This window comes from Pedobacter sp. SYP-B3415, from assembly GCF_004138205.1.
GTDB lineage: Bacteria > Bacteroidota > Bacteroidia > Sphingobacteriales > Sphingobacteriaceae > Pedobacter.
The window spans coordinates 284,588-305,797 of sequence record NZ_RXNQ01000022.1; the positions used below are offsets into that span (position 1 = coordinate 284,588).

The 21,210-nt window shown below is 42.9% G+C and carries 18 protein-coding genes; 2 read left to right on the forward strand and 16 right to left on the reverse strand.

Annotated elements, in window-relative coordinates:
* Nucleotides 1-111: 111 nt before the first annotated feature.
* Entirely contained in the window at nt 112-456 is a 345-nt protein-coding gene (locus tag EJV45_RS09920) for a hypothetical protein (protein WP_129715520.1), read from the forward strand.
* On the opposite strand, the gene EJV45_RS09925 is transcribed toward EJV45_RS09920, so the two are convergent.
* From EJV45_RS09925 to EJV45_RS09970, 10 genes are all read right to left on the reverse strand, one after another.
* Nucleotides 453-671 carry a hypothetical protein gene (locus EJV45_RS09925; RefSeq protein ID WP_129715521.1) on the reverse strand — a complete coding sequence of 73 codons (219 nt, stop codon included), beginning with the start codon at nt 669-671 and terminating at the stop codon, nt 453-455. The genes EJV45_RS09920 and EJV45_RS09925 overlap by 4 nt on opposite strands.
* A 91-nt stretch (nt 672-762) precedes the next feature.
* Nucleotides 763-1,458 carry an SOS response-associated peptidase gene (locus EJV45_RS09930; RefSeq protein WP_255466206.1) on the reverse strand — a complete coding sequence of 232 codons (696 nt, stop codon included), beginning with the start codon at nt 1,456-1,458 and terminating at the stop codon, nt 763-765.
* A gap of 37 nt (nt 1,459-1,495) precedes the next feature.
* On the reverse strand, nt 1,496-1,909 hold the full coding sequence (locus tag EJV45_RS09935) for a hypothetical protein (protein WP_129715523.1): 414 nt from the start codon (nt 1,907-1,909) through the stop codon (nt 1,496-1,498).
* A 382-nt stretch (nt 1,910-2,291) separates the two neighbouring features.
* Nucleotides 2,292-3,134, reverse strand: coding sequence for a hypothetical protein (locus tag EJV45_RS09940; RefSeq protein WP_129715524.1), 843 nt, complete (start codon nt 3,132-3,134; stop codon nt 2,292-2,294).
* A 105-nt stretch (nt 3,135-3,239) separates the two neighbouring features.
* Nucleotides 3,240-4,829, reverse strand: coding sequence for a mechanosensitive ion channel family protein (locus tag EJV45_RS09945; RefSeq protein ID WP_240755247.1), 1,590 nt, complete (start codon nt 4,827-4,829; stop codon nt 3,240-3,242).
* A 128-nt stretch (nt 4,830-4,957) separates the two neighbouring features.
* Nucleotides 4,958-5,143, reverse strand: a complete 186-nt coding sequence (locus EJV45_RS09950) for a hypothetical protein (protein ID WP_205942361.1) — start codon at nt 5,141-5,143, stop codon at nt 4,958-4,960.
* An 83-nt stretch (nt 5,144-5,226) separates the two neighbouring features.
* A complete protein-coding gene (locus EJV45_RS09955; RefSeq protein WP_129715526.1) occupies nt 5,227-5,808 on the reverse strand; it encodes a helix-turn-helix domain-containing protein in 582 nt (193 codons plus the stop codon).
* A gap of 400 nt (nt 5,809-6,208) precedes the next feature.
* The gene (locus tag EJV45_RS09960; protein ID WP_129715527.1) at nt 6,209-7,201 is read right to left on the reverse strand and encodes a DUF932 domain-containing protein; all 993 of its coding nucleotides are present in this window, start codon (nt 7,199-7,201) and stop codon (nt 6,209-6,211) included.
* Entirely contained in the window at nt 7,188-7,385 is a 198-nt protein-coding gene (locus tag EJV45_RS09965) for a hypothetical protein (RefSeq protein ID WP_129715528.1), read from the reverse strand. The genes EJV45_RS09960 and EJV45_RS09965 overlap by 14 nt, the downstream gene beginning before the upstream one ends.
* Nucleotides 7,386-7,443: 58 nt before the next feature.
* Nucleotides 7,444-8,067, reverse strand: a complete 624-nt coding sequence (locus EJV45_RS09970; RefSeq protein ID WP_129715529.1) for a hypothetical protein — start codon at nt 8,065-8,067, stop codon at nt 7,444-7,446.
* Nucleotides 8,068-8,713: 646 nt separating this feature from the next.
* On the opposite strand from EJV45_RS09970, the gene EJV45_RS09975 reads away from it, so the two are divergent.
* Nucleotides 8,714-9,697 carry an endonuclease/exonuclease/phosphatase family protein gene (locus EJV45_RS09975; protein WP_205942362.1) on the forward strand — a complete coding sequence of 328 codons (984 nt, stop codon included), beginning with the start codon at nt 8,714-8,716 and terminating at the stop codon, nt 9,695-9,697.
* A gap of 767 nt (nt 9,698-10,464) precedes the next feature.
* Here EJV45_RS09975 and EJV45_RS09980 read toward each other — a convergent pair.
* The 6 genes from EJV45_RS09980 to EJV45_RS10005 form a co-directional block, all read right to left on the reverse strand.
* Entirely contained in the window at nt 10,465-12,336 is a 1,872-nt protein-coding gene (locus EJV45_RS09980) for a DUF262 domain-containing protein (protein ID WP_129715531.1), read from the reverse strand.
* Nucleotides 12,323-13,387, reverse strand: a complete 1,065-nt coding sequence (locus EJV45_RS09985; RefSeq protein WP_129715532.1) for a DUF4435 domain-containing protein — start codon at nt 13,385-13,387, stop codon at nt 12,323-12,325. Before EJV45_RS09985 ends, EJV45_RS09980 begins: the two co-directional genes overlap by 14 nt.
* Nucleotides 13,362-14,519: an AAA family ATPase gene (locus EJV45_RS09990; RefSeq protein ID WP_129715533.1), complete on the reverse strand. Its 1,158-nt coding sequence runs from the start codon at nt 14,517-14,519 to the stop codon at nt 13,362-13,364. Before EJV45_RS09990 ends, EJV45_RS09985 begins: the two co-directional genes overlap by 26 nt.
* A 737-nt stretch (nt 14,520-15,256) precedes the next feature.
* Nucleotides 15,257-16,606, reverse strand: coding sequence for a RagB/SusD family nutrient uptake outer membrane protein (locus EJV45_RS09995; RefSeq protein WP_129715534.1), 1,350 nt, complete (start codon nt 16,604-16,606; stop codon nt 15,257-15,259).
* 10 nt (nt 16,607-16,616) lie between these two features.
* Nucleotides 16,617-19,799 carry a SusC/RagA family TonB-linked outer membrane protein gene (locus tag EJV45_RS10000; RefSeq protein WP_129715535.1) on the reverse strand — a complete coding sequence of 1,061 codons (3,183 nt, stop codon included), beginning with the start codon at nt 19,797-19,799 and terminating at the stop codon, nt 16,617-16,619.
* A complete protein-coding gene (locus EJV45_RS10005) occupies nt 19,792-21,162 on the reverse strand; it encodes a TlpA disulfide reductase family protein (RefSeq protein WP_129715536.1) in 1,371 nt (456 codons plus the stop codon). The genes EJV45_RS10000 and EJV45_RS10005 overlap by 8 nt, the downstream gene beginning before the upstream one ends.
* Nucleotides 21,163-21,210 lie beyond the last annotated feature (48 nt).

Here is a 21,210-nt window from a genome sequence, read left to right on the forward strand (position 1 = left end):
AGCCGGTGCCGGTTTTTGGCGGACTACGTAGTATTACCTATGGGACAACATAGGCAGTCAAATGCCGGGGCCGCTTTGAAAAAAGCGGCTTTCTTTTCGTAAATTGGCCAAATGGAAATGCCAGCGTACGTAAATGAGGTGATCAATAATATAGTGGCGGTAAGAGATGACTACACCTTTTATCCAGACTTCGAGTTTGGCAGAAAAGATGTGTATGTTCAGATCCCAAAGGATCAGGATCCGCAGGAACACGCGAACGCTTTCTATGATTTCCTCGCTCCGCTGCCTGATACGATAGAGATCCCTTGCAGAATCAGATTTATCTTCTCAACCAAGCCGGGCAGATTCCATTGGGGGCCTCATAAAACAATCAATCCAACAGGCAATGATTTAAAGGTTCAGTTCTTTCCGGGCGAGTACGTAACGCTGGAACAATTTAACAATATGCGTCGCTAGCAATCAGCTCTTTCAATTGCCTCCCCAACCTTTTCCGCCCACTCCTCGCTGATCAGATCGACAACGGCCCATTTTAATTCACCTTCTTCGGAGAAAACTGGCGATATCATTCCTGCATAATGTCCATCGATAAATACCCGGTAATCTTTATCGGGTGCCCGGACATTCACCTTGCGTCCGTTAATAAAAAAATTATATACAATGTCTTCGTGCATGATCGCTATATTTTATGCCTAGTTCAGGTAACCGCACAGTCGGAACCCAAAACCAGTTCGTATAATCATCTGCCGGAAAGCCCGGTTCTGCTTAAAACAAACTTGTTTGCTGCGCATTTAGTTCCTGATAGGCCACCGGCTCATCAACATCTTCAACATCGGTATTGACGTGATTGTTCAAAACCTCCTTGCGGACCGGATGAGCGGTCATAAATTCCTCCGGAAGTGGCACCATCAGCTTTCTAATTTGTTCTTTATCCAACTTTGGGGTTAACCAGTCTTCCATCCGCTCATAGGGCAAAATCAACGGCATCCGCTGGGCCTGGTTATGTACCCTGGCCATTAAGGGGTTTGGCGCAGTCGTCAATATACTAAGTCCAAATTCGCCGGAATCATATGCTCTAAAAATACCGCCGACCATAAAGAAGTCAGTGTTGACAGGTTTTACAAAGTAGGGAAACTTTTTTTTCAGATGCTCGTGCGGCTCAAAAAATCCAGTCAAAGGAACAATACATCGGCCCTCAAAAATAGCCTGTTTAAAACTTCGCTTTTCAAAAACGTCTTCTGACCTGGCGTTTAATGTATTGTATCCCAGGTTGTCATTGTATCCCCATCTGATCATGTGAATGGCATCAACTCCACCGATATTGGCTACTGTTGCCATTTTCGGGGCATCAAAACCATTGGCGTGAAAGTACGACCTGTACTCTTCAGGACTGACGATTCCCCGGCGAACTTCATTTTGAAGTTTCTTCAAGGCGGATTTCTGCTGCGCGTGATAACACATCACGAAAGATCGCAAATGAATAGAAGATGTGCAAGGGTTATTCTACGCGCTTTGGAATTGGAATGCCAACCTGGTCTGCGTAGACCCTGAAGGCAGCCCGGTGCTCTGGCCTGAGGGTAACTTCCAAAGGAATCATCACCTGATCGGACCTGTTGTATACAATGATTGTGTAAATGTTGGTATCAAATCCGACCCTAAGCTGAAAATCGATCAGTTGGCTGGTTAGCCATTTGGCAAACCCCTGGGCCCAAGACCGCAGGTTTGTGTTGATATGTGTCGCCCGGTAGTTTTCGTAAAATGCCCTGCAGTTCACGCGAATCTCAGTGGCACAAATTTCAAATAACCGATGATAGTCGCTCACCGCTTTGGATAACCGTGGGTTTAATGCAACCGCGCTCCGAATATACGTTCCCAATGCCTCATGAAATTTTCCCATCCTTCGTTCAATCATAGCGAACAAATATGCTAATATTTTTAGCAATCAATCAAGCCATCTTATCAACATTATCGTAGCGGGATTACGTCAATGAACATGTTGCAGGATAATTGAACAAGCAGAATCTTTAACTTCAACCTCAGAACGTTCAGCGTAACCACCGGTTAAAAGCCCATGACAGAACATGACCTTACGGGCCGAACTTTGTAATGCCACACTTTGCCTCGCCAGGGGAAAAAGGAGTCAATCGCCTTCAAAGGCGATTGTGGAAATTCATAGTTACAGCATTTAAACCAAAAAATTTGTATATCATAGCATAATGTTTTGCAATTGGAAGCACTTTAATTCCGCTAAATTTCGCCGATCGACCGCAGGGTATCTACTTTAGGGAGGTTTACTATTGTTTTCTATAAAGAGGACACCTCTTTAACAAATATTCCAGAGGACCGGTGTACGATCCATCGGTACTAGAAAGAAACGCTTTATGAGTCTGATTATAGATACTGGCGTTGTTGTCCATATAAATGTGCAGACTTACCGACACATCGTATCTTTGAGCAGCGTAGCTATTGCTTGAACCATACGAAGAAATTCCTTTCAGGTCTTTGTCCCCTTCGCGCTTAACTTTTGTGTCGGAGGTATTAGTTGTTGAACTGGTTTGATAACCTTTATTCTGGGTGACCGTTCCATCGATAATATATTCCACACCGAGAATGTCACCTATTTCTTTCATCGTAAAATTCATCATTTTCTCTCTCGTGACTCCACCCTTGGCTAGCATAGCATTCGTTGTTCTTGGATCCTGGATGGTGTATGCCGCAGCATTCTTGGATAAGAATCCGAAGGTATCTTCCTGCGCCTTTAACCCGATTGCATCAGCGCCCTTCTGGTTATCCATCAGATAAGTGAAGGGCAAAATTGCGATTTTGTTGTGGTGATCTGCCGGCGAGGCAGTCATGGTAACCTGATCGTTTTGGCGTTGCTGAGCTGGATGTCCTTGCTGAGCAAACGTCTCCACACGCCCGCTGGCATGCGAAATTTTCGCGATCTCTGATTTTTTGACAACATATTCTGCCGTTTCGCCAGCAAATACGAAGGTGACTTCACTATCGGTAATCTTAATTAATTTACCTTCCATTTGTTCACCGTTAACTTTTTGAATGACATCCTTTTTTCCAGTTTGCGCATGCGTCGACACCGCGACAATAGATAGCAAGAGTAACGTAACTAGTGTTTTCATGAGTTCTGATTTAAATAGAATTTGAATATATGGATATTAAGTGTTAGATAATTCCTAGTTCGATTATCAAACCAAAAATTGGTTTTCGTGAAATTCAGATATTGATTAACGCGTTGTTTGATTGGCGTGTTTGTCTCCATTAATGATGTGGACATCATACTGATTGAACGGTATCATGATATTTGCTGTTTTAAACGCTGAATTGATTGTAATGATTAAATCACTTTTTACCGCGCCTGAATCGCGCAGGCTTTTTGTCCAAAAAAATAGCCTAAGATTAATCGCACTGTCTTTAAACTCTTCGTACTGTATCACTGGGGCAGGGGTTTTTAAAACCCTTTCGTCCGCATCTAATATGCCCGCAAGCAAATTCCGAGTACTGTTTAGGTCAGTATCGTAGCCAACGCCAATCTCAATTGATGTCCGCTTACGCCCGCCTCCCAATGACCAGTTGGCAAGGTGGGAATTGAGCAGGTCTCCATTGGGCATAACGACATCCGCTCCGTCCCAAGTGGAAATTACGCTGCTGCGGAATCCGATCGATTTCATCGTCCCGGCCTTTCCATCTATATCCACTATATCCCCAACATTGACGGGTTTTTCAAAGGCAATAATCAAACCGCTGACTAAATTGTTCACCAGTGTCTGTAGTCCAAGGCCTATTCCTAGGCCCAGCGCACCAATTACAATCGTGATTCTATCCATGGGTATTCCTGCGGCTGCAACGGCCAAAAACATTCCTAGGCACAAAATGGTGATCCGGACCAAAAGCAGCCAACTCCCTATCCCTTTGCTATGGTGTGCGCCGTCTCTATTGGGAGTAAGGTGTTTGTCAGAGGCGAAAAATGAAACAATTTTGGAAATGACTACCGCTGCGCCCATAATCACAACAAACATCAATAAACTTTCAATGTTGAACGTGTAATCGCCTAAAGTACGTTCCCTGCCGAAAAATTCACGCAACGGGCCTGATATGTATTCAAATCCAGGGAAATTGCGACCGAACAGCACGGCCCATCCAACAACCAGCAGCACATAAAATACTACCGGAACCTTCCCTCCGACTTTGTCGAAGTTTAAGTAAAACAGCTTTGGACGCTGTTCTGTATACACATCAAAAGCCAAGATTAAACCTTCATTTATGATACGGACCGTCCAGAGAAATAAAATGGCAACTACAACATTCAAATATCCGCCCATCAGCAGCGACTTGGCCATATTATATCTTCCGTTAACATTTGCTACTACTGACCCTATTTCCAAAACACTCATAAAGCCAATAGCACCCAGAATAAGCTTTTCTCTCAACTTTTCTCTTTGCCCATTCAGCAGCACGACAACTCCGGCTAAAATGCCCAAAAGTGACAAAGCAAGCATAAACCACCTCTCTGTTCTGGAAGCCTGCAAGATCAAGTTGTCAAAGGCAGCTAGCTCAAAGAATAATACCATAAGTAGCCATACCCGCATCCAGTATGAGTCGACATAGTTTTTGAACATCAAGGTTAGCATCAAGCAACCTATACTCCAGAAAATCACGTTCAGGATAAAGGGCGGAGAAAAAAAGATGAACTGAAACAGGCTGATGGTGATCAGCAGTGCGGATGCCCATGGATACTTAAGAACGAGCTGTCCCTCGAAGCGGGCGGACAGAAGTTTACCTTCTTTGTAAATCTTTTTTAGCGATCTGAGATACAAAAAAGATGTTGCCGATAATAAAATAAGGATAATAAATTTTCCTAGATTATTTTCCCAGTAGAAGGCAAGTGTAAGTTCACCCTTTGCCAGAGCTTGGGCGATTATTTCTCTAAATGGCCTGTAATATCCTACCTTTCCCCAAATATTTTCGAATTTACGGTTTCTTTGCCTGCACCATGCGCCAGAACTTGATCGAGTGTCAACGTGAAGCCCGCAGCATTAATTTCTTCTTTGAGGGTTTTGTAGACCAGGTTGTCTTCGTTCACGGTGGTACCGGCCATGTCAAAGACAACCATTTTATAATTTATGCTCATTCGATATAAAATAAGGTAAACAATGTTTAGCAAAACTAAACTTTGTTTACCATATTTTTACCGTAGACGAGATTAAATTTTTGTTAAGCGTCCTGGGATTCGAAAAAATAGATAACCAGCATCTCAGCGATTGTCTGGCCTGCATTTGTCGGGGTGTGGGGAAGGCGGCCGTCAAAAAGCATGGAGTCTCCTTCCTCAAGGTTGATAACTTCTTCACCAATTCTGTAAGAAACCTGTCCACTGATGATATAATTATATTCGTATGCTTGTGTTACGACAATCGGTCGTTGAGCTGCCGGCTCCAGGCGAAGCAGCACAATGTCTATGGTTCCTTTTCCAATGCTTTGTGTGAAAATACGTTGATAAAGAAAACCTTTTGCGTCTTCTTTTTCGAAATCCTCATACTCTGATGCGCGTTTTATCAGGACAACCTGTCTTGATCTGGCTGTATGTAGATCTTTAAAGAACACATTCAGGTCTATGTCCAGCCCCCTGACGATATCAATTAAAACCATCAACGAGGGAACGGTTCTGGAATTTTCGATTTGAGAGACTAGTCCTTTGCTGACGCCTGCTCGATCGGCAAGTTCTTGAATCGTGATATTTCTTTCTCTTCTTTTCTGCTTTATCTTATTACTAATCTGAACTAAAATATCTTCTTTCATGGAACGTGTTTCTTAGAGCCACTAACCTAGCTAATTTTTTAAACTTAACGTCGCAAAGTTAAGTATTTGTAAACAGGGAAAGTTTATTTCGTTGATTTTGCTTAGCTCACCGGGCTATGATTCCCCCTATTATGTCAAGAATGCCGGATAGCAGCGGCTAGTTAGATCAAGGCAGGCATTACAACCTGGCTCACAGGAATCATTTTCAGCTTTAAACAAACGCAGATTATTTGCAATATTTAGGCTAATTAGATCTCATTTCTCGCCATCCTCCACAAAAGCAATCGCTTGATCTGCGTGTAGTCAGTACTCAGTTAGGGCACATTTGCCCCGCAAGGGGCCAAAAAAAATCCACAATCCCTTTTCCAGGCGATTGTGGACATCTGATCAAACCACCGAGCTAGTTAAGCCTCAATATGCTGCTGCCATGGGTTGCGAAATCTGCGCAGAGGTTAAAAGCAACCTGCGAGCGTTCAAGGGCAGTCCCATGCATAATTGCCTTAAATTTACTGTCATCATCTTTAAAGTTTCGCACGTTTTGGTAATAACCGGTCACGGCGTTGTAGGCACCGAACAACGTGCCTTTTGTCGTTGCTCCCTGCTGACTCTCGGCAGTCATCGCGTAATCAAAAGCGTTGTCTACGATGTTCGTATAGTAGGTGGATAATTCGCTTTCCCTGCCAAACTTCAACTTTTCATAGCTTTCCTTGTTGGGCATCATCGCCAATTGAATTAGCTTTTTAACTTCAGGATCAGATATGCGCACCCTTGACCAGTGGTTAAAGGTATCCTCTAGATCAGTGCTTAACTGCTCGGACAGTCCCAACATGTGATGCGCACTCTTCAATTTTTCTGATGCACTGGCCGTATGGCGTATCTTGATTTGATTGCTGCAATTTTTCAATGCGGCAGTCAACGTATTGGCGCACCAGATTCTCACCGGCGTAAAGGCAATGGTTATACTGCCTGATCCGTCATGTGTAGAGGTCAAAAACAGGTACTCATCGATCAAATCGTCTCTACCCACCCGGATGTAGCTGGACAGTTTTACTGTAATAAAAATGGTTTCGCCATAACCTAAAGCGCCGGCGGTTTCATATTGTATGCCGCCCGGGCCGCCGACAATGTTATCGAAAAATGCAAAGGCATCGGTGTTCTGTAATATCTGATAATCCTTACCTATCTTACTTCCTAAAATCGCCTCGGTATCTGTCCGAAAAGTAAAAAAGGAGTTCCCGGAAGTGATTTCTCTGCCACTTGGCAAGACGTGTATGTTTGGGCATTTGCTGACCTGAAAATCAAGGCCTGCCTGTTTGATTGCTTCCGCGCTGGTGGCATTTGGGTCGATGTCTTGTCCAATGACCTTCCATATTTTTTCTTTAATGTTTTCCATGATTGATATTTTTAGTGTTACGTACCCTCGAGAGCAAAATCTCTGTTTCTAAAATATTGATGTTAGCCGTGTCGGTCAGACTCAGCTTAGACTGCGTCTCCAGCTCATGTACGGCCTCCGCGATGTGGATATAGTCGGCGTGCACTGCTACGCGAACCATAATATAAATTGTTTGATATTTCATGTTGATTGATTTGATTTTCCAAGTGCTATACCCCCGCCAGACGGCGGGGGTAGTTTGATCAGGCAGGGATGGTAATCCCAGCTTCAATTTCTGCAAGTCGATCTACGCACATTTTGTTAACGAATTGGGCGACCGCCTGAATGATAACGGGATTTTTAGTGGTAAACTTTCTGCGGTTGTCATCCTCTATGGTCAGCACACAACTCTGAAAGTGATTGGCATCGGTTTCCTCGGCATCTTCCTGCTGCGCGATCTCGAAGGCTTCCAAGGTTTCAATCGTTTCTAATAACCTGTCCCGCTGGATTTTCCTGCGATGCAATTCCTCGACAAGTTTCAACGTGCTTTCAAGATTAAGCAGAGGTCGCTGCAGTTCCGGTTTTGCGGTTGACCCGGGAGTCGGCTGATTTGACGGCATTGCTGGCGAATTAGTCACTGCCGGTGCTGGCTGAACTCGCCCTTCTTGGGTAATCGCCCCGTTATTAACCGATGCCTGCGCTGGCGAATGAACCCGCAGTTGCTCCTTATTGGCATCTGCTTCATTGTTCGAGTTGTCTCCGGCGACTTTAACATCAATTTCAGGAGTTCCTTTAACCTGAAAGTCACTTTGATCAGCCTTTTGATTTACGCGCTTTGGAATTATTTTGCTGGTGTTATTTTCTGATGCTACGGATGTTGTTTTCATGATTTTTATGTTTTTAGTTTTGTTACTGATTTCTTCTCTCCTACTATTAATCTCTTTTAAGCTTTATTCCCGCACGATTGGGGGGCTTCTAGCGGCTCGTGGATCTGATTTCATGGTGCTATTTCTTTTAGCTAGTCAGCCGCGAGGGGCCTCCTATCTTTTTGATAAGCACCATCACCTAAATCAATCGCTTTGAAAGGCAAGACTTTTCAGAAAAAAAAACCTCGTGAGCGGAGCGAGCAGGGAAGATTTTTTTCTGAAAACCCGTAGGGCCTGGTCTTGACGTCAAAGGGATTGTTGAGAAATTCGCTGCCAAAAAGATGGGTGGTACAACTGACTTACCCCAACGAGGCCTAATTCGAGATTAAAAAGGCCGATCTAGCGGTGAAGATTGATTCATGTAATAAGGTCCGTTTGTACCAAAGAAGCTGGCCCACTGACCTAATGACCTCTCTCTGATAAAGTATACAGGTTTATTAACTTTTGATTATCTTCAATAACTTATCACCTGATAACAAGCCATCTAAGCCAAACGATCATGCCTTTTTACCACAACATCAATGCGCATACGACAGAAGGAAAGCGCACCATTTTAAACCTTCAAACTTTGCGCGCGCAACTCGCCCGGGAAATCCCGGAAAAACAAATGGAAAGCAACCTGCTGCTGGCTACCTGGAACATCAGAGAATTTGGTGGCAGCAAATACGGAGGCAGGTTAGAGGAATCTTATTATTACATCGCTGAAATCATATCAAAGTTTGATCTGATTGCCCTGCAGGAAGTGCGTGATGATTTAAGGGCGCTCAATAAAATAATGGAAATATTAGGTAGTTATTGGTCCTATATGTTCACCGATGTAACCGAAGGCCGCCAAGGGAATTCCGAGCGCACCGCTTTCTTGTTTGACACCCGAAAAGTCAGGTTTGGCGGCTTAGCCAGTCAGCTGGTCCTGCCTCCTTTGGAAGAAAAAGACCCCGTAAGCGGGCAGACCATCTATCAGCCTGTCAAGCAATTGGCCCGAACCCCTTTCCTTTGCGGATTCAAGGCCGGTTGGACGAACTTTACATTAACCACGGTTCATATTTTGTATGGCGCTTCGGTAGGCAATGATCCCGATCGGATCAAGGAGATTGAAGACCTCGCTAAGATGATCGCTAACAAAGCTGCTCAAACGTCTGCCTGGTCGCATAACATGATTCTGCTTGGAGACTTCAATATTTTTAAAAAAGAAGACCAGACCTACGAAGCGATCACCAAAGCCGGATTTACTGTTCCCGAAGCACTACAGACTCTCCCATCCAACGCTTTAAAAAACAAGTTTTACGATCAGATCGCCTTTAAAGTCAGACCCGGTCGCTTTGAGGCTACAAAAAAGGCGGGTGTTTTTGATTTTTTTGAATCTGTCTTCGGAGCGAACAAGAAAAGCGAAACGGAATATGCCGCTTCCATGGGAAAAGGATACTTGGAGAACTCAAAAGGTGAACTCCGGGACGAAGACGCAAAGACAACTTATTACAAAACTCATTGGAGAACGTTCCAAATGTCCGATCATTTGCCCATGTGGGTCGAAGTAGCTATTGATCATACCGACAACTACTTAAGTGAAAAGTTACTTACCGCCCAAGTTTGATTCAAAAGTCTCTTTTCTTGTTGACAAATAGCAAAAAAAACGACATTTGCTTTTTCATGGTATTCTAATTACTTCTTCGTTTGACTTTGGGAAACACAGTATTTCTTACGCACGAAAATTAGCTTTCGCAACTAGAACTTGGTCAAACTGGTAAGAACTTCCCGTGATATCATCGGGCTTTACAAACGGACGAAGTCAAGCCCCATATTAAATAGTGATCTGGTAAATCATTGCCTTGAATGTGTTTTAAATTTTTGATAGACAAGAAAAATTAGGACTAGACAGCCACTATTAACGGTATCAGGAGGTGGCTAAACTTTACGGTTTGATTCATTTCGTGGATACCGAAGGGGAAAGATGCAAAGAGGGCTCATTGAATCATTTGATGCATTCTCAAGTTGCTGTCGATATATTCAGCTAGTAATTCCTTCACTACCTTCAACCCTTCCAATTGCTTTAATCGTGCCATTGCCGCTTTTACATCAAGTCTGCCGTTGAATCACCCATACTTTCTTCGGTTAATATCTGGCAATTTATCTTATCTAAGCGGCCAAAAATATCTCTGTCATAGTAATCTAGAAATGGGATCGCATTTCTTACAAAGCTTTGGCTTCGGGATCTTGAATAGAGCTAGCAGCTTGAGGGAAAATTCTGCTTAGCCACACGCGAGCGGTTTGTCGATACTTTCTGAAATTTTCAAAGAGGATAATCACTAAAATTGCTAATTAGCTATTCGAGTCGCAAATACGGATATTAATATGAGTTTTCTAGGTCGTAATCTCAAAATCGATAAATAGTAATTTTAACTTCTTGTCATCTGAACCTAAACTCACGTTCCATCTCCATTCCATAAAATGTAACATATCTAAACCTCGCTGTATAATATCTTCTCTTGTCCAATCTGTTTTATGAGAGACATCAACAGCATTAGCGTAGTTTGAATAGAAATCTTGTTTTTCCTCTAAACAGTTGTGTTCGTTATGTCCTTTACCAACCAAAACAAAATTTCCCAAGCTTCCGGATAAATATTTTCGTTGTTGTTGTGAAAAGTCCCTAAATGGAATTTTCCAACAGCTCATTTGTGGCTGATTCGGATAAATATGTTGGACTGTTGATAGCTCGCCCCAGGATTTTTTTATAGGATATTTATTCCTTAATGATAAATCATATTCGTACAGGAAATAACGTAAAAACTTCCAATCAAAGTAGCCGTTGGTATTGTCTCTCGCAAAAAGATCCTTAAGTTGCAATAGGAAACTATTGGCATCAAAATAACCAGTATAATCATTGTTACCGTAAATCCAATATCTGATATCGGTGATTATATTGTCTATGGAAATCTCGTTATTGTAAAGTTCGCTCGCTTTTGCGTTGAAATGATACGTACCTGTATTAGATCTTCTAAATGAAACATAGAATATCAAAAAGATGTAAGCCTCTACGGCTTGCAATAATTTCGATATTTTATCATCGTTGCGCTCGATTACCAGCGCCCCCATGACGAGTGGAGCGAACGATTTATACCCGAGTCGGTTTATTTTCCGTAACCAATTTCTCGTTGAAACGGATTGCGCAAGTTCCATAGCGTGAGTATGGGATGGATTGTTCATCACAAACCATTGTGTTGCGCTCACTGATAAACTGGCTATATAAGCTTCAATTGTCTCGAAGGTTTCTTTTCCTTCTATGATGTTTTTGGATGTAAAATACCGATCAAATATATCGTTGGCATAAAATTCTGGTTCCCGTCTATCATAGCGTTTAAACATTATCCAGTGGGTTTGTAAAAACAGATCATCTTCTAACCTGCGTTCTTTATTTAAACCGAGGTATTTATAGATTATTTTCCAATGATAGTTAATCTGATCTCTAAGTTCCAACTTTCTTTCTATAGATTCGCTAGGTAATAGCGTAGAAATGTAAATAAGCCTGTTTTTTAATTTTTCGAGATTAGAAAGCGGTTTTCCCCGATTATTCATAGTTTCAAAAACGATGAATATATCAAGCTCTTTTTCCAACTCCTTAAAATCAAACTTCAGTTGTTTTGTAACTTTGTCGAGCAAAACACCCAATTCAGGCTGGCTCATTTTTTTAGTTTTTTCCAGGAAAAAAATTTTCGCATTAAGTAGATTATTTGTGTATACTGTCTCTTCCAGTGGTTCGGTGTCTTCGGGACTCCTTTGCTCAAAAATTTCCTTTTTTAAGAAGTCATAACTTGGATTGTCTTTATGATATCCGAAAATGTATGACTTTTTACCAGCCATTATATTTTCTGTGAAGATATACTTATCGATCAGGTTCTCTTTAGTTGTATAACTAAGTTGGGTGCCCGGCGCCATTCTATCCGCAATTACCCAAATAAGAATAATGATAGTTGTAAGACGTTGTTGCCCGTCAACTATAAAATACGGAGTATCCTTTTTCCCGGTAATTAACCAAATGTCTTCAGTCCATGTTTCATATTCACTCTTCTCAACGGCCTCTACACTAATCATACCCGTGTAATGAACTTTATCGTTTTGAAGGTTGCTGAGATCCTGCCAAAAGTCATTCAAATGTGGCTTTTCCCATGAATAACCACGTTGGTAATCCGGAATACGAAAAATTACACTATTGAATATATCTTTAATCGTTTTCATGTATAGACTTATAATTTCTCAATAAAAACTGATAGACATCAGCAGGAACGTTTATTTTAGGAGATAGTAGGTCAAAGATAAGTGTTTCTGTGATCTGTGCTCGCTTCCTTGGCATGGGATTTATTTGATCGCTAACCCGCTTTTCTAGTTCATAAATTGTCTCAATAGCTTTTTCAATAGAATTTATCATTCCCATTAAAAACCACATTGCATATTTTCCTCTAATGTAACAATGCGGATCATCGCAGTTGTTCAACTGTGCGTCTTTTCTCATGATTTTTGAAAATGTAACTAAGCCCTCTTGACCACCACAATTCTTTACCATTATTTCACTTATAGTATCTTTTCGTAAGAGTGCTTTTACAGAAGCGTTTACTGCAGGGTCTCTTTTAAGTTTATTGTAGTTGTATTTAGAGATTAATTTTTTTTCAAAGTATTCCAAATTATCGATTAACATCAACTCTGACATTTTGAGTGAATCAAGTTCGAGATGACCGTCTTTTTCCCTATGGATCAAAATAATTCTCGTAAGTGCTTTAAGTTTTTGTTGGAACAACTTATGTGCAATATTGAATTTAGTAACCAGCTTCTCTACGATATCATTGTCCATCTTAGTGAAAAGATACGCAAGTATCGCTCTGAAAGTAGATTCATTCACAAGATAGTTTTCTATGGAATAAAATTTTGTGTAAAAAAAATTAAATGCGATAACCCGTTCTTTACCCAAAAAATCATCATAGTCCTTATCCGCAAAAAATAAAATCTTCGATCTCTCAAATCTTTTCCAATCAAACTCTCTATATGAATCAGTTACATTAGTTTTTCCTTCCAACCTATAAAATTCAGGATCATGACCCCGATAAACAATTTTCACGGGAATGCAGTAGAAGGTGAAATCATCCAAATTTTCAACAAACAGGTGCACAGTATTTGGACGCACCCAATAACATTGTAATAGCTTTAAATAGTTTGAAACTACTATATTAGATTTTTCCTTCAGGAAAAACTTATCTTTGAATGAAATATCACCTTGCAAATTCATCGAGGCCATAGGTAATATTTTTGAAATTGTCCGATATTATAAATGGCGAGTGAGTAGCTACGATCAATCCACCAACTTTAAAATCTTCTATATCTGTCAAAATCATTTCTTGCCAACTCATCGATAGAGAAAGTTCTGGTTCATCGATAAATACTAAAAGCTTCTCGGGTTCATCCAATAAGTAACTGAATAAACTGATGATTTGCTTCTCACCAGAAGATAGGATATTCAGATCTCGGGAATCGAATTCCTTATACCTCAACTTTAGTCGTTTTCCGCTTTTTGAAAGTTCTAGGAATTTATTCCTTGATAAATATTTGTTGCATTTTTTGAGGAATAATTGAACTCTGGCTGGTTGTTTTTCTACCATTTGAGATATTCTGAATTGAACATCATCCATACCGAACTCAATCAGCTCCATATAAAAACTTCGTTCAATTTTACCTTGCCACCTTTCAAAATCTCTATTTTGCCATAAAGTATCGAAGATCTTTAATAACTCATTTTCAAGCTCACTGGATCCGCTCTCGCTTTCTTCCTTCTGCTTTTTGATACTTATATCTATAGAAGGAATAGTTTGCCTCAACATTTGTTCAAGTCGTTTACTTATGTCTCCGTATAAAGAATTAAAATCTCTTTCGATCCTTCTGTAAGTCGGAAGATATAATAAGTTGCTCTGCCATTTATATCTGTCGTTATCAAACTCGTGCTGTGACAACTCAGCAGTTAGAGAGTAAACAAGACTTAGCGGAACATCATACTTACTTTCGATTTCTTTCGCAACTAAAGCATCGGTAAATAATTGTTGCGGGGTGTATGATATTAACTTGGTCTCAAGAAACTCCTTATAAATAGGGTATTTTTTTACTGCTAAATTTATAAATGATTGAGGTATTTTTTTGACATCATATTCGTCCTTGGTAAAAGTATAGGAAACATTGTCAATGGTCGCTGTTATAGCCTCAAAATCATATTCGATGAGCTTGCCCCATTGCTTCGATAGAAAAAGATACAAAAGTCTTAAAACTGTTGTTTTACCAGCGCCATTTTCCGCAACAATCACCAACCTGTTATTCTTGATTACAAGATCCCAATTCTTGGCGCCATAAAGTTTGATGATTTCAAATTTTTGTATTTCCATTTGCAATGATAGGAATAGGATGTTTTTACCGCAAGCGTTTTGATTTCATTTAATAGGAAAGTTAATAATACAATTACAGTTAAAGTCTGTCAATGTTATGCAATTGTACAAATTACAGTTGACGTTAAGGTGTGAAATAAACTCACTGTATGATCCGCCGCATTCTAGACATTCCAGAGCCACTGATCACCCTATTCCTAAATAAGGAATGATTAATTCCTTGACACTTTGAAGATATTGATTTATTGACTATTAATTGCGAGTTTTTTATTTGCTTATAAACCTGGGTGCTCTAAAACACACCGAATAGCCTAGTTAGATCTCAAAAGACAAAGCAATTCCTGATCAATTTGATTGGTTGGTGATGACATTCCGACATTTAGTTCTTGCGAAGATATCAAAGCTGTTGACAGCACGTACATTTATAAACAGTTATTCAAAAACATCATCAATCAACGTTTCCAATTCGGCAATCCGCTACAAGATTTAAGTCTTTCTGGATAAAACGACAATAGTAGAATACCTTTGGTTTTAAGTGAAAATACTGCGGGCTGCAATATAAAAAAAGGCGAAAAGACGCTATTCAACAAGTCTTTCCGCCGAGAATCGTTAGCAGATCAAGAGTTTATCCTAACTAAAGCGCCCGAGTTAACATGGTAAAGATAGTAACTACAACTTGAAATAGTGATCTGTTCAAGCTGCATGAACGGATAAAAACAAAAAATATGTGAGCGTCCTTACCGCTCATTCTGCTGCATTCCCGACAAAGCGATCACTTCATCCGGCAATGCAAAAGTATACCGCAACGCGTTTGGTAGTAAGGTAAAAGTTTCACCAGAAAGCGAGGCATTCAAAGTCACTGCTGTAGCTGGCTCTAAATTCAACCTTCTTAAATCGCCCCACCGGACCCCGCGAAACAAAAGTTCCTTACGCCTTTCAAGTAGGATCATTGCTAGCAAAGCTTGCTGGTTGCTTTCTACTCTCGGCGTAAAGTTTCCTGTCTTGTATCGAAAGCGAAGCAGTCGATTTAAATGCATCAAAGCGGCTTCTATTTTACCAAGCCTTGCGGCGCTTTCAGCAGCAATAAGCACGATTTCGTCTACCGCCAGCCCACAAAACAGCGCCGAAGAGCCATTATAGGATCCCTTATAAGCGGTTCTTCCCGCGTTCGCAAAAAAATAACAGCTTCGCCTTAAGTCATTGGTCTCATACCTGGCTAATAACTCCGCTTTAACGTCCACCCTTGACGACGTAAAGGGCGATACGTTAGGCATAACCATATGAAAAATCACTTCCTTATTGTACTGACTAAACGGAAAGTTGGCTGAAGGATTGAGCGTGTTAAAATCCAGCAATTCTGAATTGATCTTCATGCACTCATTTGCATACTTTTCTGCCTGAGCATATTCACCCATCTGCAGATACGTCTTGGCCAGTAAGGCATAACAAGCCCATTTAGAAGGCCTGGTTTTAAATGAAGGGAGATCGGCAAGCAAGTCTGCGCCCTGAGTAGCATCGGCAATAATCTGCTGATAGGTTCGCTCAACCGAGGAGCGGACGGACTTGACGTTGATGTCTGACTTGAGCCGCAAAGCGATTCCTAAATCTGTAGCAACAGTCTGCGCAACATAAGGCTTACAGAACTGTTGGGAAAGCAAGTAAAAATTCCAGGCCCGGTGGAACAAGGCAGCCCCCTTAGCCTGGTTGTAGGCCTCTTGCTCTGATGAAACAGGCGAAATACCTTCGAGGGTTTCCAGCGCCAAATTTGCATAAAAAACTTTTTGATAGGCCTTATTCCAGTCGGGAACCGCCCCGCCCTGATAAATGTCAGCCGCCCAGGTATACGCGTTTCTAATTTCCGGGGTCATCGATGACCAGAAAGCTGCCGTGAGCACATAGTCTCCTGCCGACACTTCTCCCAAATAAGGCCCGTCAGCGTTCATTGTAGAGTTATCCATTAAAGCCTGCGCATCTCGGACGGTTGAGGGCACTACCAGTTTCTGATCAGGCTTGACAGCTAAAAAGTCCTGCTCGCAGCCTACAAAAAATGTGCAAAATAGTAGCGTAATGTAAATTGATTTTTTCATGATTGGAAGGTTAATAGTTTAAGCGCAGACCAAAAGCATAAGTGCGCTGAAGGGGATATTCAGCAGTTGGGAAGTCCGGATCCAAACCGCGCTTATCGGCCCTATATAAAATCCCCAGATTGGTTGCATTGAAATATAGACTCAGAGCGGTGCGTTTTGCAATTGGGGCAAACCGGTAAGATAAATTAATGTCGCGAAGCCGGACATGGTCTCCTCTTTCAACATTAATTTCCGAACCGGCGTAATAGTTATCCCTGCCGGCCGGGTTAGTTAGCAGCATCGAAGGCACGGTGGTCAACTGCTCATCGCCGGGCCGCTGCCAGCGCTGGGCAAATTCGCTATGGCCAATGCCGCTGCTGAAAAGCCGGGAATAGTTTAAAGTAGACCGCCTGAAATAATAGCCTGCCTTGAAAGCGATATTAAAGCTAAAAGTCAACTGGCCAAACTGAAGGGTATTGATGACCGAACCGAAAAGAGTTGGCGTAGAAGAGCCATGGTGTATCAAGTCATCCAAGGATAACTGCTGAAAGTATCCCGAGTAATTCGTGGAAGCTTGTCCGCCAATACTCACCTGCGGATTTCCAGCTGCATCAAGGCCCATCCATGGATAGCTAAATACAGCATTGATGGGTTTGCCAACCCGCGGAACACTGGCCAGGCCAGTGACTAAACTTGAATGCTGACTAGAAGTGCTATAGTTGTAATTAAGCACTCGTTCACTCACCATACTGGTTATCGCCAGCAAATTCCATTTCAGCTTTCTTTGTTCAAGCAATCGAAGTTGCAGGGAAACATCCAGGCCACGCGTTCTCATCCGGGCATAGTTGAGTGTATAGGCGGAAAGCGAACCGGTAAAATACCCGATGGTAGGATCAATGGGCATCCGTCCCAATAAATCCCTCGCTTTTTTTTCATATGCTTCAACGGTGAGGCTCCACAGATCATCCTTGCCGCGAAGTTCCAGGGCGAGGTTACTTGTCTTTACGCGTTCCCAGCGAAGCTGAGGATTAGCCGGGCTAATCACATTTAACGCCTGGTAACCGTTTGCTGAATTGGTTGAATAACCTGCTGTTGTAAAGGCGGTAACGGACTTATCAATATTACCATTTTCCCCAATGGTTGCCCGGATGCGCAAATAATCGATAAATCCAGGTTTATAGAACCGCTCTTTACTCACCAGCCAGCTCCCGCCTATTGACCAAAGCGGTACAGCTTTTTGATTGGTCTCTACGCCAAACAAATTTGAAGCATCTCTTCGCGCGCTGGCAGAGAGGGTGTACTTATCATTATAGGTATAAGCGGCGTTGGCGAAGTAAGACACAAAACGATCTGTGGTCGAAGCGAAGTCAACTCTTGGAAGCGGCAATTGCGAGGAACCATTGGGCCGGGTGGGATAGAACGTAACAAAATCGGGTCTTGGGAAAAAAGTTAACAGGTTTTCATCATAGCCGTAGACTTCATTGCCATGGCCGGTTGCCCTGCTATCAGAAACTTCGGCCCCCGCTAAGGCAGACAGGTCGTGCCGGGAAAAACGCTTGATGAAATTAGCCTGTGCGCGCAGGTTATCTGTATACACTTCACGCTCCCCTTTATAGAGCACCCCGCCCAGCGGAAAGATTTTTGATCCGTTACTTTGGGTAAAGCGGTTCACTCTACTGCGCACATAAAAACTCTCGGCCCGCTGCAGCTCGCTGATGGACGTTTCGGATTGCTGCCGCTGGTAACGCAGTTCAATCGATAGCGGAGAAATTAGGGAATATTTGGCTGAGGCCATCATGCGCAACTCGGTTGCCCGCTGGTACTTGTCTCTTGCCTGCTGCTCTAAAAGTGGGCTATAGGTCCAGTCTAACACCCCTGCTGCTTGCGCCGCGTCTGTAAAGCTTCTTCTGTGCTGACGGGTAATGATCGCTGGGGTCCCATATTCATCCACCAAAGCAGTATACGGAAAAGGCTGGCTACCCACCTGAGGACCAAGTTCTGAATATTCAAGTCCATTGTAATCGGTGCGGTTAGCTGCATAGTTTAGCGATAAATTGATCTCCAGCGCCTTGATGGGTAAATATTTATAGTTGCTGGATAGCGTAGTCCTGGCAACTTCATTTCCCCGCAGCGACGCAGGATTTTTGTCAAAGCCCCCGGAAAAATAATAGGATGAGTTGGCTGTTCCGCCATTGACACTTAAGGCGTGCTGCTGGCTAATGGCCTGCCTGTACAGATGCCGGCTAACATCCCTTCGAACATCCAGCATAGACAAATCAGCCAGAGCCAATTCAAGCTGGCTGGAAGAAATCAGTCCCTCGCGTCTTTTAATCAGCAGCTCAACTACCGGCGAAAGCGGCGGCCGGGTAACATCCTGCTCACTGGAAAGAAAAAACCCTCCATCGAATAAAAAGCGTTCTACCCCGATGTATTCCCTGGCTGGTAAAAAGCCGAGACTTTCAAACAGGTCTGGCCGCTCCAAAACACTCAGACTGGAATTTAACGCCACATTCACCGCCGAACCAAGTTTCCCCTTCTTAGTAGTGATCACAATCACGCCATTTCCTGCGCGCGCACCCCAGATGCTAGCCGCAGCGGCATCTTTAAGAACCGTAACCGATTCGATATCATTGACGTTGACCTGGGAGAGGTTTCCTGCAAATGGAAAGTTATCGACAATAATCAAAGGATCCTGCTCAGCAAAAATGGTGCTTTGCCCGCGCAGGCGAACCTGGCCTAAGTCCTGCGGGTTTCTGGCTTCCCTGCGATCAAATGATAATGCCGGCACCACCCCTTCGAGTCGCGAAAGGATATTTGGGGCAACGTTGCGCTGCAAATCTTCAGCCTTTAGACTAGAAAATGACCCCGTTGTTTTTTCTGACGCACTTTGGTAATAGCCTGTCGACACCGTCACTTCAGCCAGCGTATCGCTGCGAAGTGCTAAGCGCACCACAATTTGCGAAGTAAGCGGAATGGAGACCTCCTTTTGAAAAGTTTCCATGCCGGTATAACTCACTCTTAACACATGCCGTCCAGTAGGCAAAGAGGCAAAGAACTCTCCAAGTTCATTTGTCCTGGTCTGCGCTGCGCCTAAGCGGACAACTGCCCCGCTCAAGGGCTTATCTCCGCCCCCAAGCACCCGGCCACTGACGGCATGCTGAGCTGCTGCGGCTGAAGAAAGCAGCAGCAAACAAAATAAAATGAGCCTATTCATCTCTACCGCCTTCCTTTTTAGCTATTGCCGGGGAAATCTGGCGGAGGGTAAGCATTGAGACTCGCTGCCGGGTAAGCCGAAGCCGCAAGTTAGATTTTGCTAAGCTCGCTTGGAGCGTAGCAAGGTCCAGTTTTGATAAGTCAATTTCCAGATCGAGTTTGCCAGAAAACCCGGTATGGTCGATAATGGTACAAGGAAGAAACTTATACTGACTTCTCAGCCAGGAAACGTGCTGCTGCATGCTTCGCCCTAAAAGTCGGGCAAGTTTTTCTTGTACTTCAACTTTATTTTCTTCTAAAGCAGGTGGAACAGGAAGCGCAGAATTAATAAACTCAAGGCTATAACAGTCAGCATCGACCTCTTCTATCCTGCAAATAAGCCCTTGAGCCGAAAGCAGGCGGTTTAAGTCATCAAACATATACCTATAAGCGGCTTGTTTGCTAACTCCGGCAGGTAGCTGCAGGTTATAGGTCAGTCCGTTGACTGATAGCCACTGCTCTATCTTACCTTGTAAAGATGCAGGCGGCAGGATCTTACCAGTCAAAGCATCCGGCAGGTCAATGAGCAGCCTATTTTGATAAATGTATTCTTTCCCAAGGCTATTGCCAGCAGCAAGGTTGAGCAGCCTGGCTAAATAGAAGTTTGGAAAAAACAGCCTGGTCGGCCGCAACGGATCGCCAGTTACCATGATATTTTTTACGTTTAATAACGCTTTGCTAAACCCACTGATCGCGGACTGATACAATAGCCCTTTCCCGTCTCCTCCATTGCCATTCACATATAGCGGAGCTGAAGGATCAAAATCAACCGCGTCGAGCTTTTCATGCATGACGGGCTTATCTCCGCGTAAGACAGCTAAGATGTTTTCTTTACTTGCTGACTCCCCACTAGTAATTGCAACAACCTTATGTTGATAAATCCATACCTGGTGCGGCACGGTCAAGTGCGGAAAGTAGGCCTTCAGCTGCTCCGAAAGCGAAGTATCCAATACAAAAGGCAGCTTCCACCCTCGCGCAGCAATAAATGGAAGTTGGACAGATAGCTTTTCCTGGCTCACAGGTAAAACGGCAACCTTGCCTGCAAACTCCGAAGTCATGGCATTAAGCTTACTGAGTGAGGCCACACAAGGCACGCACCAACTCGCCCAGAAGTCGATGATAAGTAACTTATCCTTGTAATCAGCAAGCGAAGAGGCGGACCCCGGATTAACACCTGTCCCAACCTTACCGATCAACCCGGATAAACGCCAGAAAGAGTCAGGAACAGGCTCAGCAATTTTTAACCCGGAAGCGTATTGCGCTGAGCTGGAAAAGTAAAGGCATAGTAATCCCCCTACGATGAGCATCGTTATTTTTTTGATCATAGTTATATTTGGTTAGTAAGGAAAAAACGCTTCGGAACCAGAAGCAAA